This is a genomic window from Pelosinus fermentans DSM 17108, from assembly GCF_000271485.2.
GTDB lineage: Bacteria > Bacillota > Negativicutes > DSM-13327 > DSM-13327 > Pelosinus > Pelosinus fermentans.
Window position 1 is genome coordinate 4,175,757 of record NZ_AKVN02000001.1, and the last position, 15,842, is coordinate 4,191,598.

Annotated in this window: 14 protein-coding genes, 12 tRNA genes and 1 other annotated feature; all 26 genes read right to left on the reverse strand. The window is 39.7% G+C overall.

What is annotated here, in order from left to right; genetic code table 11:
- Positions 1 to 37: 37 nt before the first annotated feature.
- A complete protein-coding gene (gene secE / locus FR7_RS19255; protein WP_007937820.1) occupies positions 38 to 253 on the reverse strand; it encodes a preprotein translocase subunit SecE in 216 nt (71 codons plus the stop codon).
- A 49-nt stretch (positions 254 to 302) separates the two neighbouring features.
- Positions 303 to 378, reverse strand: a tRNA-Trp gene (locus FR7_RS19260).
- A 16-nt stretch (positions 379 to 394) separates the two neighbouring features.
- Positions 395 to 544 carry a 50S ribosomal protein L33 gene (gene rpmG, locus FR7_RS23365; RefSeq protein ID WP_007937822.1) on the reverse strand — a complete coding sequence of 50 codons (150 nt, stop codon included), beginning with the start codon at positions 542 to 544 and terminating at the stop codon, positions 395 to 397.
- A 391-nt stretch (positions 545 to 935) separates the two neighbouring features.
- The gene (tuf, locus tag FR7_RS19265) at positions 936 to 2,138 is read right to left on the reverse strand and encodes an elongation factor Tu (protein WP_064448915.1); all 1,203 of its coding nucleotides are present in this window, start codon (positions 2,136 to 2,138) and stop codon (positions 936 to 938) included.
- Positions 2,139 to 2,371: 233 nt separating this feature from the next.
- A tRNA-Met gene (locus FR7_RS19270) sits at positions 2,372 to 2,448 on the reverse strand.
- A gap of 57 nt (positions 2,449 to 2,505) precedes the next feature.
- Positions 2,506 to 2,581: transfer RNA gene (locus FR7_RS19275), tRNA-Thr, on the reverse strand.
- A 44-nt stretch (positions 2,582 to 2,625) separates the two neighbouring features.
- Positions 2,626 to 2,701, reverse strand: a tRNA-Met gene (locus FR7_RS19280).
- 46 nt (positions 2,702 to 2,747) lie between these two features.
- Positions 2,748 to 2,832, reverse strand: a tRNA-Tyr gene (locus FR7_RS19285).
- Positions 2,833 to 2,853: 21 nt separating this feature from the next.
- A tRNA-Thr gene (locus FR7_RS19290) sits at positions 2,854 to 2,929 on the reverse strand.
- A gap of 77 nt (positions 2,930 to 3,006) precedes the next feature.
- Positions 3,007 to 3,083, reverse strand: a tRNA-Met gene (locus FR7_RS19295).
- Between the two features lie 28 nt (positions 3,084 to 3,111).
- Positions 3,112 to 3,187: transfer RNA gene (locus FR7_RS19300), tRNA-Thr, on the reverse strand.
- Positions 3,188 to 3,233: 46 nt separating this feature from the next.
- Positions 3,234 to 3,309 (reverse strand) — tRNA-Met (locus tag FR7_RS19305).
- A 105-nt stretch (positions 3,310 to 3,414) separates the two neighbouring features.
- Positions 3,415 to 3,490, reverse strand: a tRNA-Met gene (locus FR7_RS19310).
- A gap of 41 nt (positions 3,491 to 3,531) precedes the next feature.
- Positions 3,532 to 3,616 (reverse strand) — tRNA-Tyr (locus FR7_RS19315).
- Between the two features lie 156 nt (positions 3,617 to 3,772).
- Positions 3,773 to 3,848 (reverse strand) — tRNA-Thr (locus tag FR7_RS19320).
- 169 nt (positions 3,849 to 4,017) lie between these two features.
- A complete protein-coding gene (locus FR7_RS19325; protein ID WP_007937830.1) occupies positions 4,018 to 4,815 on the reverse strand; it encodes an undecaprenyl-diphosphate phosphatase in 798 nt (265 codons plus the stop codon).
- 308 nt (positions 4,816 to 5,123) lie between these two features.
- Positions 5,124 to 6,383 carry a diphosphate--fructose-6-phosphate 1-phosphotransferase gene (gene pfp / locus FR7_RS19330; protein ID WP_007937832.1) on the reverse strand — a complete coding sequence of 420 codons (1,260 nt, stop codon included), beginning with the start codon at positions 6,381 to 6,383 and terminating at the stop codon, positions 5,124 to 5,126.
- Between the two features lie 368 nt (positions 6,384 to 6,751).
- Entirely contained in the window at positions 6,752 to 7,489 is a 738-nt protein-coding gene (gene sigH, locus FR7_RS19335) for an RNA polymerase sporulation sigma factor SigH (RefSeq protein WP_007937834.1), read from the reverse strand.
- Positions 7,490 to 7,632: 143 nt separating this feature from the next.
- Positions 7,633 to 8,148, reverse strand: coding sequence for an NYN domain-containing protein (locus FR7_RS19340; protein ID WP_007937835.1), 516 nt, complete (start codon positions 8,146 to 8,148; stop codon positions 7,633 to 7,635).
- Positions 8,149 to 8,261: 113 nt separating this feature from the next.
- Entirely contained in the window at positions 8,262 to 9,626 is a 1,365-nt protein-coding gene (locus tag FR7_RS19345; protein WP_007937836.1) for a VanW family protein, read from the reverse strand.
- Complete coding sequence (gene rlmB, locus FR7_RS19350; protein WP_007937837.1) at positions 9,623 to 10,375, reverse strand: 23S rRNA (guanosine(2251)-2'-O)-methyltransferase RlmB; 753 nt, start codon at positions 10,373 to 10,375, stop codon at positions 9,623 to 9,625. The genes FR7_RS19345 and rlmB overlap by 4 nt, the downstream gene beginning before the upstream one ends.
- 272 nt (positions 10,376 to 10,647) lie before the next feature.
- A complete protein-coding gene (gene thyX / locus FR7_RS19355) occupies positions 10,648 to 11,334 on the reverse strand; it encodes an FAD-dependent thymidylate synthase (RefSeq protein WP_007937838.1) in 687 nt (228 codons plus the stop codon).
- On the reverse strand, positions 11,331 to 11,831 hold the full coding sequence (locus FR7_RS19360) for a Mini-ribonuclease 3 (RefSeq protein ID WP_007937846.1): 501 nt from the start codon (positions 11,829 to 11,831) through the stop codon (positions 11,331 to 11,333). The genes thyX and FR7_RS19360 overlap by 4 nt, the downstream gene beginning before the upstream one ends.
- Positions 11,828 to 13,273, reverse strand: a complete 1,446-nt coding sequence (gene cysS, locus FR7_RS19365; protein WP_007937848.1) for a cysteine--tRNA ligase — start codon at positions 13,271 to 13,273, stop codon at positions 11,828 to 11,830. The genes FR7_RS19360 and cysS overlap by 4 nt, the downstream gene beginning before the upstream one ends.
- Positions 13,254 to 13,931, reverse strand: coding sequence for a serine O-acetyltransferase (gene cysE / locus FR7_RS19370; RefSeq protein ID WP_007937850.1), 678 nt, complete (start codon positions 13,929 to 13,931; stop codon positions 13,254 to 13,256). The genes cysS and cysE overlap by 20 nt, the downstream gene beginning before the upstream one ends.
- Positions 13,932 to 13,985: 54 nt before the next feature.
- Positions 13,986 to 14,202: a binding site (T-box leader), on the reverse strand.
- 122 nt (positions 14,203 to 14,324) lie between these two features.
- Positions 14,325 to 15,788, reverse strand: coding sequence for a glutamate--tRNA ligase (gltX, locus tag FR7_RS19375; protein WP_007937852.1), 1,464 nt, complete (start codon positions 15,786 to 15,788; stop codon positions 14,325 to 14,327).
- Positions 15,789 to 15,842: the final 54 nt, after the last annotated feature.

A 15,842-nucleotide genomic window follows, 5' to 3' on the forward strand; every position in this document is an offset into this window, starting at 1 on the left:
TGCTTCAGGGACGCCTATACGCCCCCACCCCCTTAGCCTACTTGATAATCAAATGTAATATTTGAGCAAACACAGCATCAATTGCCCATATCAAACCCGCAATCACTAATACAGCAACAAATACCACTCCTGTATTAGAGATAAGCTCTTGTTTGGTAGGCCAAGATACTTTTTTTAATTCAGCTTTCACTTCACGAAAAAACTTTTTCCAACGAGAAGGACTCGTTTGAACTGTTGTTTCTTGGGCAACCATTTTTTCACATCCCTGTCTTGTACTGCTAATTCAAGCATTAAAGACCAACTGGCAGGGGCGGCAGGAATCGAACCCGCAACCAACGGTTTTGGAGACCGCTACTCTACCAATTGAGCTACACCCCTACTTACGAAATTACAATTATTTCGTTTCTTTGTGTAAAGTATGTTTTTTGCAAAACTTGCAATACTTATTGAATTCTAATCTATCTGGGTCATTTTTCTTGTTTTTATTGGTTTGATAATTACGTTGCTTGCAATCAGTACAAGCTAACGTTACCGCATTGCGCATCCTGTACACCTCTCTTACCTGTAAATATGACATCATCTCGTAATGCCACTAATATAATCTAGCACACTTACATCAGCCTGTCAATACCAGATACTTACCATACTCATGGAAAATATTATGATATCAAGACAATAAAATAAAACAGGGAAAGCCCCTGTCTTATAGCTATATCCATTTATAGAAATTTTATACGTTTATTTGTAATCTGTCAAGGTAAAGAATTTTTCATCTTTCAATCGCTAAGAAAAATATTTGAACCACAAAGACGCAAAGGACACAAAGGAATTTATTTATAATTTCTTTTGTGTGTTCTCCTTTGTGTGCCGCACGGCGGCATTGCGCCTTTGTGGTTCATAAAATTTTATATTTTCTCACCTAAAAAAATTTGCAATTATGCTTCAATCGCAGTTACTACGCCAGCGCCAACAGTACGGCCACCTTCGCGAATCGCGAAACGAAGTCCTTCTTCAAGTGCAATTGGAGTGATAAGCTCAATTGACATTTGAATGTTGTCACCAGGCATAACCATTTCTACACCTTCTGGCAGACTTACTACACCAGTAACGTCTGTTGTACGGAAGTAGAATTGTGGACGATAGTTGGTAAAGAACGGAGTATGACGACCGCCTTCTTCTTTAGACAGTACATATACTTCTGCTTTGTACTTCGTATGTTGAATGATAGAACCTGGTTTAGCCAATACTTGACCGCGTTCGATATCTTTACGTTCAACACCACGAAGAAGTGCACCAATGTTATCTCCTGCTACTGCAGAATCTAAGAGTTTACGGAACATTTCTACCCCAGTTACTACTACAGTTCTAGGTTTTTCAGTCATACCAACGATTTCAATGTTGTCACCAACTTTGATTTCACCACGTTCCACACGACCAGTCGCAACTGTACCACGACCAGTAATCGTGAACACGTCTTCAACAGGCATCAAGAAAGGTTTGTCTGTTGCACGTACTGGAGTTGGAATGTACTCATCTACTTTATCCATCAGATCAAATATTTTTCCGCACCATTTGCATTCGCGACTTGCACAACCGCAGTTAAGCGCCTGTACAGCGGAACCACAAACTACAGGAATATCATCACCAGGGAATTCATAGCTGGACAGAAGTTCACGAACTTCCATTTCAACCAATTCGATTAATTCATCATCATCAACCAAGTCTGCTTTGTTCAAGAACACTACCATGGAAGGTACGCCTACTTGACGAGACAATAGAATATGTTCACGAGTTTGCGGCATAGGGCCATCAGCAGCACTTACTACTAGAATCGCTCCATCCATTTGAGCAGCACCAGTGATCATGTTTTTTACATAATCAGCATGGCCCGGGCAGTCAACGTGAGCATAGTGACGTTTTTCAGTTTCATACTCTACGTGAGCTGTATTAATCGTAATACCGCGTTCTCTTTCTTCTGGAGCTTTATCAATCATGTCATATGCCATGAATTCTCCGCCACCATGTTTCGAAAGAGTCATGGTAATTGCAGCTGTTAAGGAAGTCTTACCATGATCCACGTGACCAATTGTTCCAATGTTAATATGTGGTTTATTTCTTTCAAACTTTTTCTTTGCCATTATAATTCCCCCTTAAATTATTACAGAGCTATGAAATAGGGCCTGTCTTAATTCTAAACCCAAACCACTAGTCTTTTGTCTGCGTCTTTTATGTAGTGCAAACAAAATCTCTTGTTTAAGAAACCTTACTGCATCATTTATTTTACCAAGCTACAATATTCTATTATTTTATCAAAATTCCTGCTAAATAACAAAAAAACTTCGCACTAAAGCGAAGTTTTATATTCTTTGTTTGGTGGCGGCGCAGGGATTTGAACCCCGGACCCTGCGGGTATGAACCGCATGCTCTAGCCAGCTGAGCTACACCGCCATATTTTTTTAGCCACTTTTCCATTTTGCATATCTACTATTAGACCAGCACTATAAATGGAGCTAGTGACCGGGATTGAACCGGTGGCCTTATCCTTACCAAGGATACGCTCTACCGACTGAGCTACACCAGCATATAAACGCTTTACATCTTTCAATCTAAAGCAGTAATAAACATTGGTTGCGGGGACAGGACTCGAACCTGTGACCTTCGGGTTATGAGCCCGACGAGCTACCAACTGCTCCACCCCGCGATATTCAGTAATATACATTATTTAATAATCTTGTATTTAATTTAAATGGTGGATGGGGCTGGATTCGAACCAGCGAAGGCGGAGCCGGCAGATTTACAGTCTGCTCCCTTTAGCCACTCGGGAACCCATCCATTTTGATGAAAGAAATAAAATGGAGCTGGAAACAGGACTTGAACCCGCAACATCCTCATTACAAGTGAGGTGCTCTACCAGTTGAGCTATTCCAGCATCTTTCATGTCACACAGTTTCCCTTAGCGACATTTATAATTATACAACAATCAAATTGTTATGTCAATAACTTTTTTGGTGGCGGCGCAGGGATTTGAACCCCGGACCCTGCGGGTATGAACCGCATGCTCTAGCCAGCTGAGCTACACCGCCATGTTAAAAATACTGCACTTCGAGCAAATGGAGCTAGTGACCGGGATTGAACCGGTGGCCTTATCCTTACCAAGGATACGCTCTACCGACTGAGCTACACCAGCATATAAATCTGCTTTACATCTTTCGATTTAAAGCAGTAATAAACATTGGTTGCGGGGACAGGACTCGAACCTGTGACCTTCGGGTTATGAGCCCGACGAGCTACCAACTGCTCCACCCCGCGATATAAAAACAAAGATTTTTGATGTTAGCACTGCGGTGCTAACTAAGCGACTCACACAAAGTTTTCACTCACTCTGCTCATGAACCTTTGGTTCGCTGCTTAAATTGGTTGCGGGAACAGGACTCGAACCTGTGACCTTCGGGTTATGAGCCCGACGAGCTACCAACTGCTCCATCCCGCGATATTCAATACAACGACTGTCACTAAACATTAATGATAAATTGGTGGATGGAGCTGGATTCGAACCAGCGAAGGCGGAGCCGGCAGATTTACAGTCTGCTCCCTTTAGCCACTCGGGAACCCATCCATTTTTAAGGTATCGGTTGTCGCTAAACGCCCATCTACTTCGTTGCTCCTCTGTTCACTCGTTCAACGTACTTCAGTACGCCTTCACTCGTGCCCCTCGTCGCGCCTTGCATCTGAACATCTATCAACACCCTATCTTAAATGAAGTTAAATAAAATGGAGCTGGAAACAGGACTTGAACCCGCAACATCCTCATTACAAGTGAGGTGCTCTACCAGTTGAGCTATTCCAGCATTTCCTTTGACAAGATTAAATTATATCACACTTTTTCTCTTTTGTAAATAGTGTTTTTCTTTGTTATTTCCACCTGTCAACTACTGCTTAAATAATATATTACATTTCTACTCTCTTGTCAATGTTTTTCCTTATAAGAAAGGCAATCCAATTCTCACCATTGCCACTTTACAAGAAAAAATAATAATAGGATATGGCAGCTACCACAAAGCGATAGTAAGCAAAAGAAGCCAAGGTAGACTTATTTAGAAATTTAATAAACCAAACAATTGATATGTAGGCTACAACAAAAGCAACTGCAAATCCAATGGAAAACATTTGTATATCAGCTATGTTCAACGTATCCCAAACTTTTAATAAATCATATATACAGGCTACCGCCATTAGAGGGACAGCGATAATAAAGGAAAATTCAGCAGCAGCACCACGGCTTAGCCCCAGAAGAAGTCCTCCAGAAATAGTAGAACCCGAACGAGAAAAACCAGGCCATAACGCCAGCACTTGAAACAGCCCTACAAAGAAAGCTTGCTGCATTGTTATTTTATCAACATCCGTAGTTACAGGGCGCTTTGCGACTTTCTCAGCAAATAACATAAAGATGCCTCCTACAACTAAGCCAATAATAACTGTATAAGGAGAAAATAAATATTCTTTAATTGGCTTGTGCAATAAATATGCAATGCCCATAACTGGAACAACGCCAGCCAAAACATGTTTAATGGACAATCCATTGCCATAAACGTTTAACTGCTGCGGTTTTAACATACGAGAAAATTTCTCTTGATATAAGAAAAGCACCGATAAAATAGCACCTAGCTGAATAAATACTTCAAAAACACTAGCCTTTTCTCCCTCAAACCCCAACATACTTCCTGCTAAAATCATATGTCCAGTAGAAGAAACGGGCAGATACTCTGTCACACCTTCCACAATACCAATTATCACAGCAATTAAATTTTCATTCATTCCACCACATCCTCATTTATTAAAATAACCATAAATTTTATTATATCGCATAATTAATGCAAAACACACCCTTTTTGTTAAAAAAGGTTTCTAAAAGCACAAGAAATACTTCATATCCTTTAAAAATAAGACCTTTTGAACCGCGAAGACGCGAAGAATAGGAAGAACACGAAGTAAACATATTCTCTCGACCTATTATCTTCGCGCCTTCGCGGTTCCGGGCTTTTGCTCCAAAAAACTTATTCTGATACTACAAAAAAAGAAAGGGATCTACAAATCCCTTCCCTATTTATCCTCATTCTTTACAATTAATCTAACAAATATGCAAATCGCTTCACAAAATCATCAGGATCTACATTAATTGTTAATGCCATTTTTTTCAAGTCTGCTTGAGAATATAAGTCATCCTTTTCCAAGCGAATCATATATTCTCGAGCAATTCGATATTGAACAGATTGTACATTTACCATACGAACCTGCGTTTTCTTTGTTCTCATATCCAGTATTCCCTCAAAAGGAATCGGTACAATTTCATTATTTTGAATGGTAATCAGAGCGTCTGTCCCATTATTCTTTAAGAATTCAAAGGCAGCAAATCCTAAATCACGCGTATATTCGATATCAAATGCATTAGGAGAAGCACAACGCAATTCATATCCGATTTCTTTACCAACAATAGTCATTTTCAACCCTAAATCGGCAAGATTTTTCACGACTGCCTGCTTTAGCAGTTCAGGAAAATTCAACTCCGTATAGCGAATATGTCCATGATCATCAAAACATGTACAATCCAGCTCCTTTAGATCTTCCACTGCTATTTTCTCCACCAATCCTTCAGCAATAACAGCCACACCATAATTGCGTTTCCCTGCTAGTCGTTTAATAATGGAGCCAACTAAAATATCAACCAGCATCTGTAATCGAATGGTTTTATCCCCAAATTCTTCTGGAATAATCGTCAGTGTAGCACCCGAACTCTTTCCTATGCCTAAGGATAAATGTCCGGCTGTACGCCCCATGGCTATAGCAAAATACCAGCGGTTTGTAGTTTTCGCATCTTCCATTAAATTTGTAACCAGCTGACTCCCTAACGCCCGGGCTGTTTCAAAACCAAAAGTAGGAATCCCCTCTGGCAGCGGTAAATCATTGTCAATCGTTTTTGGTACATGCACTACCAGAAGGTCAATCTCCAGCACCCTTCTGGCATATTCCGCTACCTTGCAAGCTGAATATGCAGTATCATCCCCTCCAATGGTTACTAAATGGGTAACACCCATTTCAATTAATGTATTTACTACATTTCGCAAATGAGCTTCACTCTTAGTCGGATTGACTCTGGCTGTTCCTAATATGCTGCCGCCATCAAGATGTATCCGGCTAACCATGTCGATGGTTAAGGACACTACATGTTTCTCCCCATTACACAAATGAGTGTAACCTTCATAGATTCCCATCACATTCCATCCATTTTTTATGGCTTCAATGGTGACTGCACTAATTACACTATTCATGCCAGGCGCCGGGCCACCACCACACAAAATTGCTATCGTTTTTTTTGTTTCTAACATACTGTCCCTCCGTAAATTCATAATTATTATTTTTACCTTTAGAACTTTATGTCTAGATTAAGTAAAGTATTCATCCTATTCATGCATTCATAGGATTCCTCCTATCTCTACAAAATTCACCGGTTTTTGTTTTCTTAATTTTCTCACTTTTTAGATTTCTACGTCTGTAATAAAATTCCTTTTTAAAAAGTAAAACAATTTAAATCGCAATCTTTGCAGTTCACTATATTTTTTGCACATAAAAAAGATTTGGCCTAGGCCAAATCTATCAGGTCACAATATTTCATTTTTATATGCAGAATGAAACAAGCTTAGGTATTCCATAAATAGAAAAAACAAAGCTTTAGGCTACGTTTTTCTTATAGATTTTAATCATTGTTTTTGTCCCCATAACCAGTCAATCCTTGGGTTTCTTTACCAAATCCCGCAAGACCTTTGTACATATCTTGAATATCACTGTCATCTCCACGGTTGTCCAAGTATCTCTCCAATTTACGTTTTACGCGTTGAAGAGCATTATCAATTGACTTGACATGGCGATCCAATTCTACAGCTATTTCCTGATAGGACTTTCCATCAAGATAAGCCATAAGTACCTTCCACTCAAGATCGCTTAAGATTTCTCCCATTTTCTCTTCAATATCAATAAATTCTTCTCTACTAATGACCAATTCCTCAGGATCGGATATTTTAGAACCTGATAATACATCTAACAACGTTCTATCTGAATCTTCATCGTAAATCGGTTTATTTAAAGATACATATGAATTCAAAGGTATGTGCTTTTGTCTGGTAGCTGTTTTTATCGCCGTAATGATCTGGCGCGTCACACAGAGTTCAGCAAAAGCGCGAAAAGAAGAAAGCTTATCAGTACGAAAATCACGAATAGCCTTATATAATCCAATCATTCCTTCTTGGATAATATCTTCGCGGTCAGCGCCAATCAAAAAATATGACCTAGCTTTCGCCCGAACGAAATTGCGATACTTGTTAATCAAGTAGTCGAGTGCGATTGTATTATCACTTTCTTTTGCATCAAGCACAATTTCTTCGTCACTCATATTTTCAAATGAGCCATACAAATCGCATTGAGTATTAAAACGCATCGCATCGCCCCCACTTTCAATTTGCCACACATTCACAAAAAGAAAATGCACTAAAGGATTAGTGCTCTAAGTTATGTGTACATGCCACTTCAAAGCAAATTATACCTCACAGCTCTCTATTTCGTCAAGCTTAACTTGTCCAACTACACCCGTTTACGCAGTTCATGTAAACGTTGAACCACATCACTATTTAAACGACTCTCTAATTCATGCCGTCTGTAGGTAAGCTGCGACTCACTAAAACCGTCTTTGATTAGCTTATTCACTTTCTTCACATCTTGTAAAAGTTCCCTGGCGGAAATGCGATATGCTCCAGCTCCTAATATAACCATTTGTTCCACCCAATCGGAGGTAACCACATACACCAGCTTTCGCTGCCGCACCATATCATATGCCATTCTTTCAATATGACTATCGGCAGTTTCACCCTCTTGCGTATAGATGACAGATACGTGTCCAATAAGATTCTCAAATACTGCAGCGCCGCTTACTGCATTTGCATCAAAAATAATCGTAACTGCCAAATCTTGAAAGGCACCATAACTGGCCATCATATCAATTAATTTATCCCGAGCATCTTCCAAATTATCTTTGCGAGCACTTAATTCCGGCCAAGCATGAATTACATTATACCCATCAACCAATAGAATATTTTTCATAAAAATCTCCCATAGCCTTTGCCTAAACTGCATTTTAACTGTATTTACTAGTCCATATGGCAGTGTCTTACCAAAGTTAAATCTTCTTAGTTTATCCAACGTATCTTTCTAATTCACAACTTTGGCAAGACACTAATTTGCTTCTTATCAGCTTTATCTGCGGTAGGAGGCTTCTTCTTGCCTACTTTGACTATCGTATCCTCTCCCAAATATACATCTTTTGACAATACTTCTTTGGAAATCTGCCGTCCCTTTGACCATACGACTCTGAGAGTTGTTAATGAATAACCCGGTCTTCCTTCTTGCTCTACCAGTGTTTCTCCCAAATATAAATTATCATCATCTTTCTTGACAATGATCGGCGGAATTGTTTTCTGACTCTCATGTTGAATTTCTACCTTCTCCACTAAAGGATGCGGCCCCAAAATTCCAACTACCAATTTATTATCCTCTACTTCTGCCAGAATCAGTAAGGGTTCTTTAGTATTATTCATAAACTGAAAATCCAGTGCACCATATGCAACTGTAGCATCCCGACCTAAGGGTACATAGCTAAGAGGCTTCGAATGATTGGATCTTTCAACAATTTTCAAATTTGCTAAAAGAACAGCATTATACAGCGTAGAAGAAACTTGGCATATTCCTCCGCCAATGCCTGGAACAAATTCACCATCAACAATTTCTAGCGCTTCTTTAAATCCATTCTCTTTTTCTCGTGGCCCTACTATTTCATTAAAAGAAAAAATCTTTCCAGGATATACAATGGTTCCATTGGTATTCAAAGCAGCTAATTTGATATTGTCTGTACGGTTGGCATCTCCACTATTAAAAGTTGTCGTATAACTGCTTAAGATTTCCTTCATACCTGCATTTGTAATATCTTCCATGGTTACTTTCGGTTGGATTACTTTCACAGGCAAGGTTATCTCAGAGCGATTCGCTGTTTTGAATGCATCTAGAATCAGTGGACGCAAAGCATCACAATCCAAAGCATATCCTAGTTCATGAGGAACAAGTGTCCCGGTCCATAAATTGATAACCGCATTGCGAGGCGGACGATCAATCGCATCTTTCCATTGCTGGATTAGACTCTCTAGCTTGTCTTCATTATACTTGATGGTCAGAGATATAGGATAGCCCTTTTCCCAGCCAGTCTTAATATTTTGTATTCTTTCCCACCAAGACCCACGCCGTCCATAATTCCAAACTTGATCCAATGTAGCATTCGCATCAATGCCCAAGTCAATATTTTCAGCATCCACATTTGATTTTATATCACCATACTGCACTACAATTGATTTCTTATGATACTGAGTTTGCCATGAAGACAATAATTGAACTACCTCTTCCCGACTATATCCGCCAATATCCACGCCTTCTAGTATTACACCTTTATATACCTTAGGATACCAAGAAAAAAGGATAATAACTACGACCAAAATCCCCAGCGCGGTCATTCCTAACCACGTTTTCTTCACTTATTTTTCATCTCCCGCTGTCTGACAACCTCATATAAAAGTAAGGAACAGGCAACGGAGGCGTTTAAAGAACTAATTTTACCAAGCATGGGAATTCGAACTACAAAATCACAATGTTCTTTTGTCAAACGTCCCATCCCCTTGCCCTCATTGCCAACAACTACAACAATAGGTCCTGTCAAGTCTGTTTCATAGTAATTTTTTTCTCCATCCATATCAGCCCCGACGATCCACATTCCTGCTTTTTTTAATTCTTCCAAGGTTTGCGAAACATTGCCAATTCTTGCTACTGGTACATATTCTACTGCACCAGCCGAGGTTTTAGCTACCGTACTTGATAAAGGACAGCTGCGCCTTTTCGGCATCAGTACGCCATGTACTCCCGCCGCATCCGATGTACGTAAAATAGCTCCTACATTATGAGGATCTTCTAACTCATCCAAAAGAACAAGAAAAGGAGTTTGGTCAGGTGCTGTTGCTTTGGCTAAGATATCATCCAGTTCCGCATAAGCTACAGGTGGTATACTCGCTACGATACCCTGATGCTTTTGTCCGTCTGTCATCCCGTCTAACTTATTCATTTCTACCTCTTGTATGATAAGCCGTCTCTCACGAGCCAAGGCAATCACTTCACGAATCGATCCCTGTCTTTCTCCTTTTGCCACGAATATTTTATTGATCGGACGACCACTTTTTAAGGCCTCCATCACACTATTACGTCCCATAATAAACTCTTCTAATTCGGCCATTATATATCCCCTTTCATTTATTCATTTTACGACATCTATTTTTCCCTTATTTGCTGCCAGGTATGTGTAACGATCATTTTCTCATAGACTAAATTACACCATGGAAGCAAAAAATCCTGCTTCTATACACCCACCTATATGGCAACGGTCTGGCTGGATACAAAATAAACCACAAAGACGCAAAAAGAACACAAAGGGATGTACATCTGTTAGTTCCTTTGTGTACCGCGACAGCGGTATTGTGTCTTTGTGGTTCATTTCCATTTTAAAAATTATTTTTTAGCACTACCTTTCATAGCTGCTAAGCGACCACAAGTTAGCTCACCTTCACCACAGTAATTGCTTGTTATACAAGTTGGGCCTGCTTTTTTAAAAAGCAGCGGAGCAATTTTTTTTACTTCCCTGAGCATAAGTTCTGCTAAACTTCTAATTTCCCACTGTGCTCTTGCGCAGCAGCGCAATTCAAAAAAATGCAGTAAGGTTCTAGCATTCATCGTTACTACAATTTTAGTTTCCGCAGCATTCGCTAAACAATATCTTGCATCTTCCTTATGAACACCTAATTCTACCAATTCATTATATGTACTTTGAATCGTCCCCATCAGCTCTTCAAACTTTGCTTTAGCAAGTTCATTCGCCGCTACAGCAGGAGGCATAATGTATTCAAAATCATGTTCACTAACATACCGCTGAGATTGCTGCGAATAAGAGGCAATACGATGACGAACCAGCTGATGAGTTAATACCCGGGATACGCCTTCAATTGCAAAGGTAAAACTTACATGTTCCAATGTGGATAAATGTTCCATTTCGACAATCTTACTTACCAATTTCTCTACCTGGGCACTAGACATATTTTCCACTAATTCCTCTGCCCCAACTGGTGAATAGCAAAGTCTTGCCGACATTGCTACCATTCGCTCTGGTTCAGGAGTATGAGATATCAATTTTACTTTCATTTCTTTTCCCCACTATTCTTAGCAGTCTTTGTCATTTCCCGGGCAATAACAGCAAATGCTTTTTCCACAAGTTCTGACAAACGCTCGTAATTTTTTCCTAAATATAAATAACCTAACAACGCTTCAAAGCCTGTACTATTACGATATTCGGCAACAGTAGCACTTTTGGGAACAGTTGATTTCGCATTCCGTCCTCGTTTGACAATACTCATTTCCTGCTCAGTTAGCTGATTTTCCAAGGACTGATACGCTACCGCCTGCATGGTGGCTGATACAATTTTAGAGTCGAGGGTATGTAACACCCGTACTTTATTTTGCTCATAAGCCAGCAATGTTGTACGCACATAGAGTGTAAAATATGCATCACCCACATAAGCAAGAACCAACGGATGTAAACGTTCCACAGGTACATTTTGATATTTTATAGGGGGAGGTCCCTCCCCCTCGTTTTCTTGAAATGCATTATTCAGCAAAAATTGGAACTGATCAAATTTCATCGTTTTTTCCACCTAACGCCTTGAGGAGAATCTTCTAAAACAATTCCCACTGCCCCTAGGCTATCACGAACTTTATCGGCTGTCGCCCAATCCTTATTCTGCCTAGCATGCTGCCGAATCTCGATGATAATATCCATTAATTGTTCTACCAGTTCTTGACTGTCATCCACTTTACCCGTCTGCTCCTGTACAAATATTCCTATAATATTTGCCATCATAAAATAAGTTTCGCGAAGAGCAGTATAGCCTTTAGCAGTGTGCTGTACTTTTCCAGCAATCACACCATTATAATATACATTAATTTCCTTAGCTAAACCAAACATTACACTAATGGCTAGCGCCGTATTAAAATCATCATCCATAGCTTTACAGAAATCTTCTTCTGCCTGCCTTGCCACTTTTACCAATTCATCAGCTTTATTTTCATTCGCAGCATCTGGCATTTTTCCCAATTGCAGCACATTTTCCACAGCAGTACGTAACCGCTCTAAACTACGCTGTGCTTCTGATAAACGCTCATCACTAAAATCAAGAGGGCTGCGATAATGTGTGGACAGAACAAAAAAGCGTAATACTTCCGGAGAGTAATGCTCTAAAATATCTTTTACTAAAAAGAAATTTCCTAACGACTTACTCATCTTTTCTTCATTTACGGTAATAAAACCATTATGAAGCCAATAGCGGACGAAAGGCTGGCTTTCTTCCACAAAGGCTTCTGACTGGGCAATCTCATTCTCATGGTGAGGAAAAATCAAATCACTGCCACCGCCATGAAAATCAAAACTATTTCCCAAATATTTTAGAGACATTGCCGTACATTCAATGTGCCAGCCTGGTCGTCCCTTTCCCCAAGGGCTCTCCCAGGCTGGCTCACCAGGCTTAGCACTTTTCCATAAGGCAAAGTCCATAGGATGGTGTTTGCGCTCATCTACATCCACTCTGGCACCAGCTTTCATATCTTCAATGTCTCGACCGCTCAATTTCCCATAGTCATTAAATTTTTCAACACTGTAATATACGTCACCGTCAACAATATAAGCATAGCCTTTTGCCACTAAACCTTCAACAATGTTAATAATTTCTGTCATATGATCGGATACCGTTGGATAGATATCAGCCCGTCGAATGTTTAATTTATCCATTACTTCAAAATAAGAGGCAATATAACGGTTAGCAATCACATCCCAAGTCACACCTTCGGTATTGGCTGCTTTAATGATTTTATCATCAACATCTGTAAAGTTTTGCACATGAAAGACTTCGTATCTACAGTGCTCAAGATAGCGTTTAATTACATCCCAAGTAATAAAAGGTCTGGCATTCCCAATATGCGGATGATTATAAGGCGTTACCCCACAGACGTACATCTTAACTTTGCCAGCCTCATGAGGTATGAACTCTTCTTTTTGCCTAGTCATCGTATTATATACTTTTAATGCCATTTTTCCTTAGCTCCTCTTCTAAAAGATTGATTCGTTCTTCCATTTTAAACATATGATGCTGCAAACACTGCAGCATTTCCTGCACTGGATCTGGTAAATCATCATGTTCTAAGTCAATAACCTCAACACCATTTATCTTTTTACCATTATGCCACACAATTTGCCCTGGAATACCTACCACGGTGGAATTAGGAGGTACTGTCTTTAAAACAACGGAACCTGCACCAATTTTAGAATTATCTCCTACCGTAAAGGATCCTAATACTTTTGCACCACTGGCAACTACCACATTGTTCCCAATTGTAGGATGGCGTTTGCCTTTTTCTTTCCCGGTCCCCCCCAAAGTTACTCCCTGGTATAATGTTACATTCTCCCCCACTTCTGCCGTTTCCCCAATAACAATACCCGTACCATGATCAATAAATAACCCTTCTCCAATGGTAGCGCCAGGGTGAATTTCGATCCCTGTTATAAATCGCGCTATGTTAGAGATCATGCGAGGAACAACAATCCACCCTCGTTTATAAAAATAATGCCCAATGCGATGCAGCCAAATTGCATGAAGTCCAGGATAACACAATAGTACCTCCCACACACTTCTTGCAGCCGGATCACGTTCAAATACCACCCTAATATCCTTTTGTAACCGTGCAAACATAGGATGTTTTCCCCCTCTAAATGTAAATATCAACAAAAAAAGACCACTATCTCGTACAGAGACAGTGGTCCGTGGTTCCACTCTGCTTAGGCATCAACCAATGCCTCTTAGGCGCACAATAACGGTTGCTACCGAATTGACCTACTATACATTCAGCCAACTTGTTCATGGGTGCATTTTGGGCGTCTCTTTCCTAGTACCGCTCTCAGCCGGTGGCGTTACTTCTCTGGAAGGCAGATTTACACTTACTTTTCCCAATCATTACATTTTTCTTATATATGTATGCAGTATCACCCGACTTGGTTACCCCATAAAACGATAACTACTCAAGCTGTGCTTACTCTTCATTTTATCTTATTATGAAATTATACTAAGAGAGGGTAGGTGTGTCAATTAGATTTTAGCTAATGTACTAGTTATTCTGTTCAAGATTTTGTCTCTGCCAATTAAAGCAATAATTTTATCTAAATCCGGACCATGCATTTTACCTGTTACTACAACCCGCAGAGGCATAAAGACCTTTTTACCGCCTAATTTTAATTCTTTTGTGATACTTTTTAAAATTGCCTTAACACTAGGAGCGTCTACAACGTCTAGACCTTGTAATTTTTCACAAAAGCTCTTGATAACAGCAGGAACATCTTCGTCGCGTAAAACCTCAGCAGCTTCCTCATTTTCAAATTCAACTTTTTCTGTAAAGAAAAGATCGATATGATTCACAATTTCTGCTGCATAACTAATATACTCTTGCAACAAAGCCACAACTTGCGTCAGCCATTCTCGATCTTTGGCTGACAACTCCTCACCAATATATCCAGCTTGTCTTAAATGAGGCAAAGCAAGTTCTGTAATTACTTCTGGAGTGGCTTTCTTAATATATTGAGCACTAATAAAATTTAATTTATCCACATCAAAAACTGCAGGATTTTTTGCTACTCGTTCCATAGAAAACTCTTCAATTAATTCTTCTAATGAGAAAAATTCTTTTTCGCCACCAGGAGACCAGCCTAAGAGAGCCAAAAAGTTTACAATCGCTTCTGGTAAATAACCTAAATTACGATATTTCTCAACCGAGGTCGCACCATGACGTTTACTCATTTTCGTGCGATCCGCACCTAAGATCAAGGAAATATGACCAAATGTCGGCGGTGTAAAGCCAAGTGCTTCGTATAATACGATTTGCCTAGGTGTATTCGATAAATGTTCTTCTCCACGAATTACATGAGTAATTTTCATTAACGCATCATCAATCACAACGGCATAATTATATACGGGAATGCCATCTGATTTCACAATCACAAAGTCACCCACACCATTTGAATCAAAGCTCACCGTATCCCGCACCATATCTTTAAAGATAATCTGCTTATTTTCTTGTACATGAAAACGTACTGTAGGTTTACGACCTTGAGCGATGAAATTTTCCTTCTCTTCTTGTGTAAGATGCAGGCATTTGCCGCCATAATGAGGAGTTTCTCCCTTATCTGATTGCAGCTGACGTTCCTCATCCAGCTCTGCCTCACTACAATAACAATGATACGCTCTACCCTCATTTAATAATTGTTTTGTATAAGTGCGATATATATCCAAACGTTCAGTTTGACGATAAGGTCCATATTCTCCGCCGACATCAGTGCCTTCATCCCAGGTGATTCCCAACCATTGCAGTGCATCTTTAATATTTTCTTCTGATTCTTTTGTAGAACGCTCTAAATCCGTATCTTCAATCCGCATAATAAATTTGCCATTATACTTTTTTGCCAATAACCAATTAAATAACGCCGAACGAGCCCCTCCGATATGAAAAGGACCCGTTGGGCTTGGTGCAAACCGCACTCGAATATCCTGCTGTAACATGCAAATTCCCCTCCAAAACGTCTTTCTAGCCATCATGTATATAGTTAGTTCCAT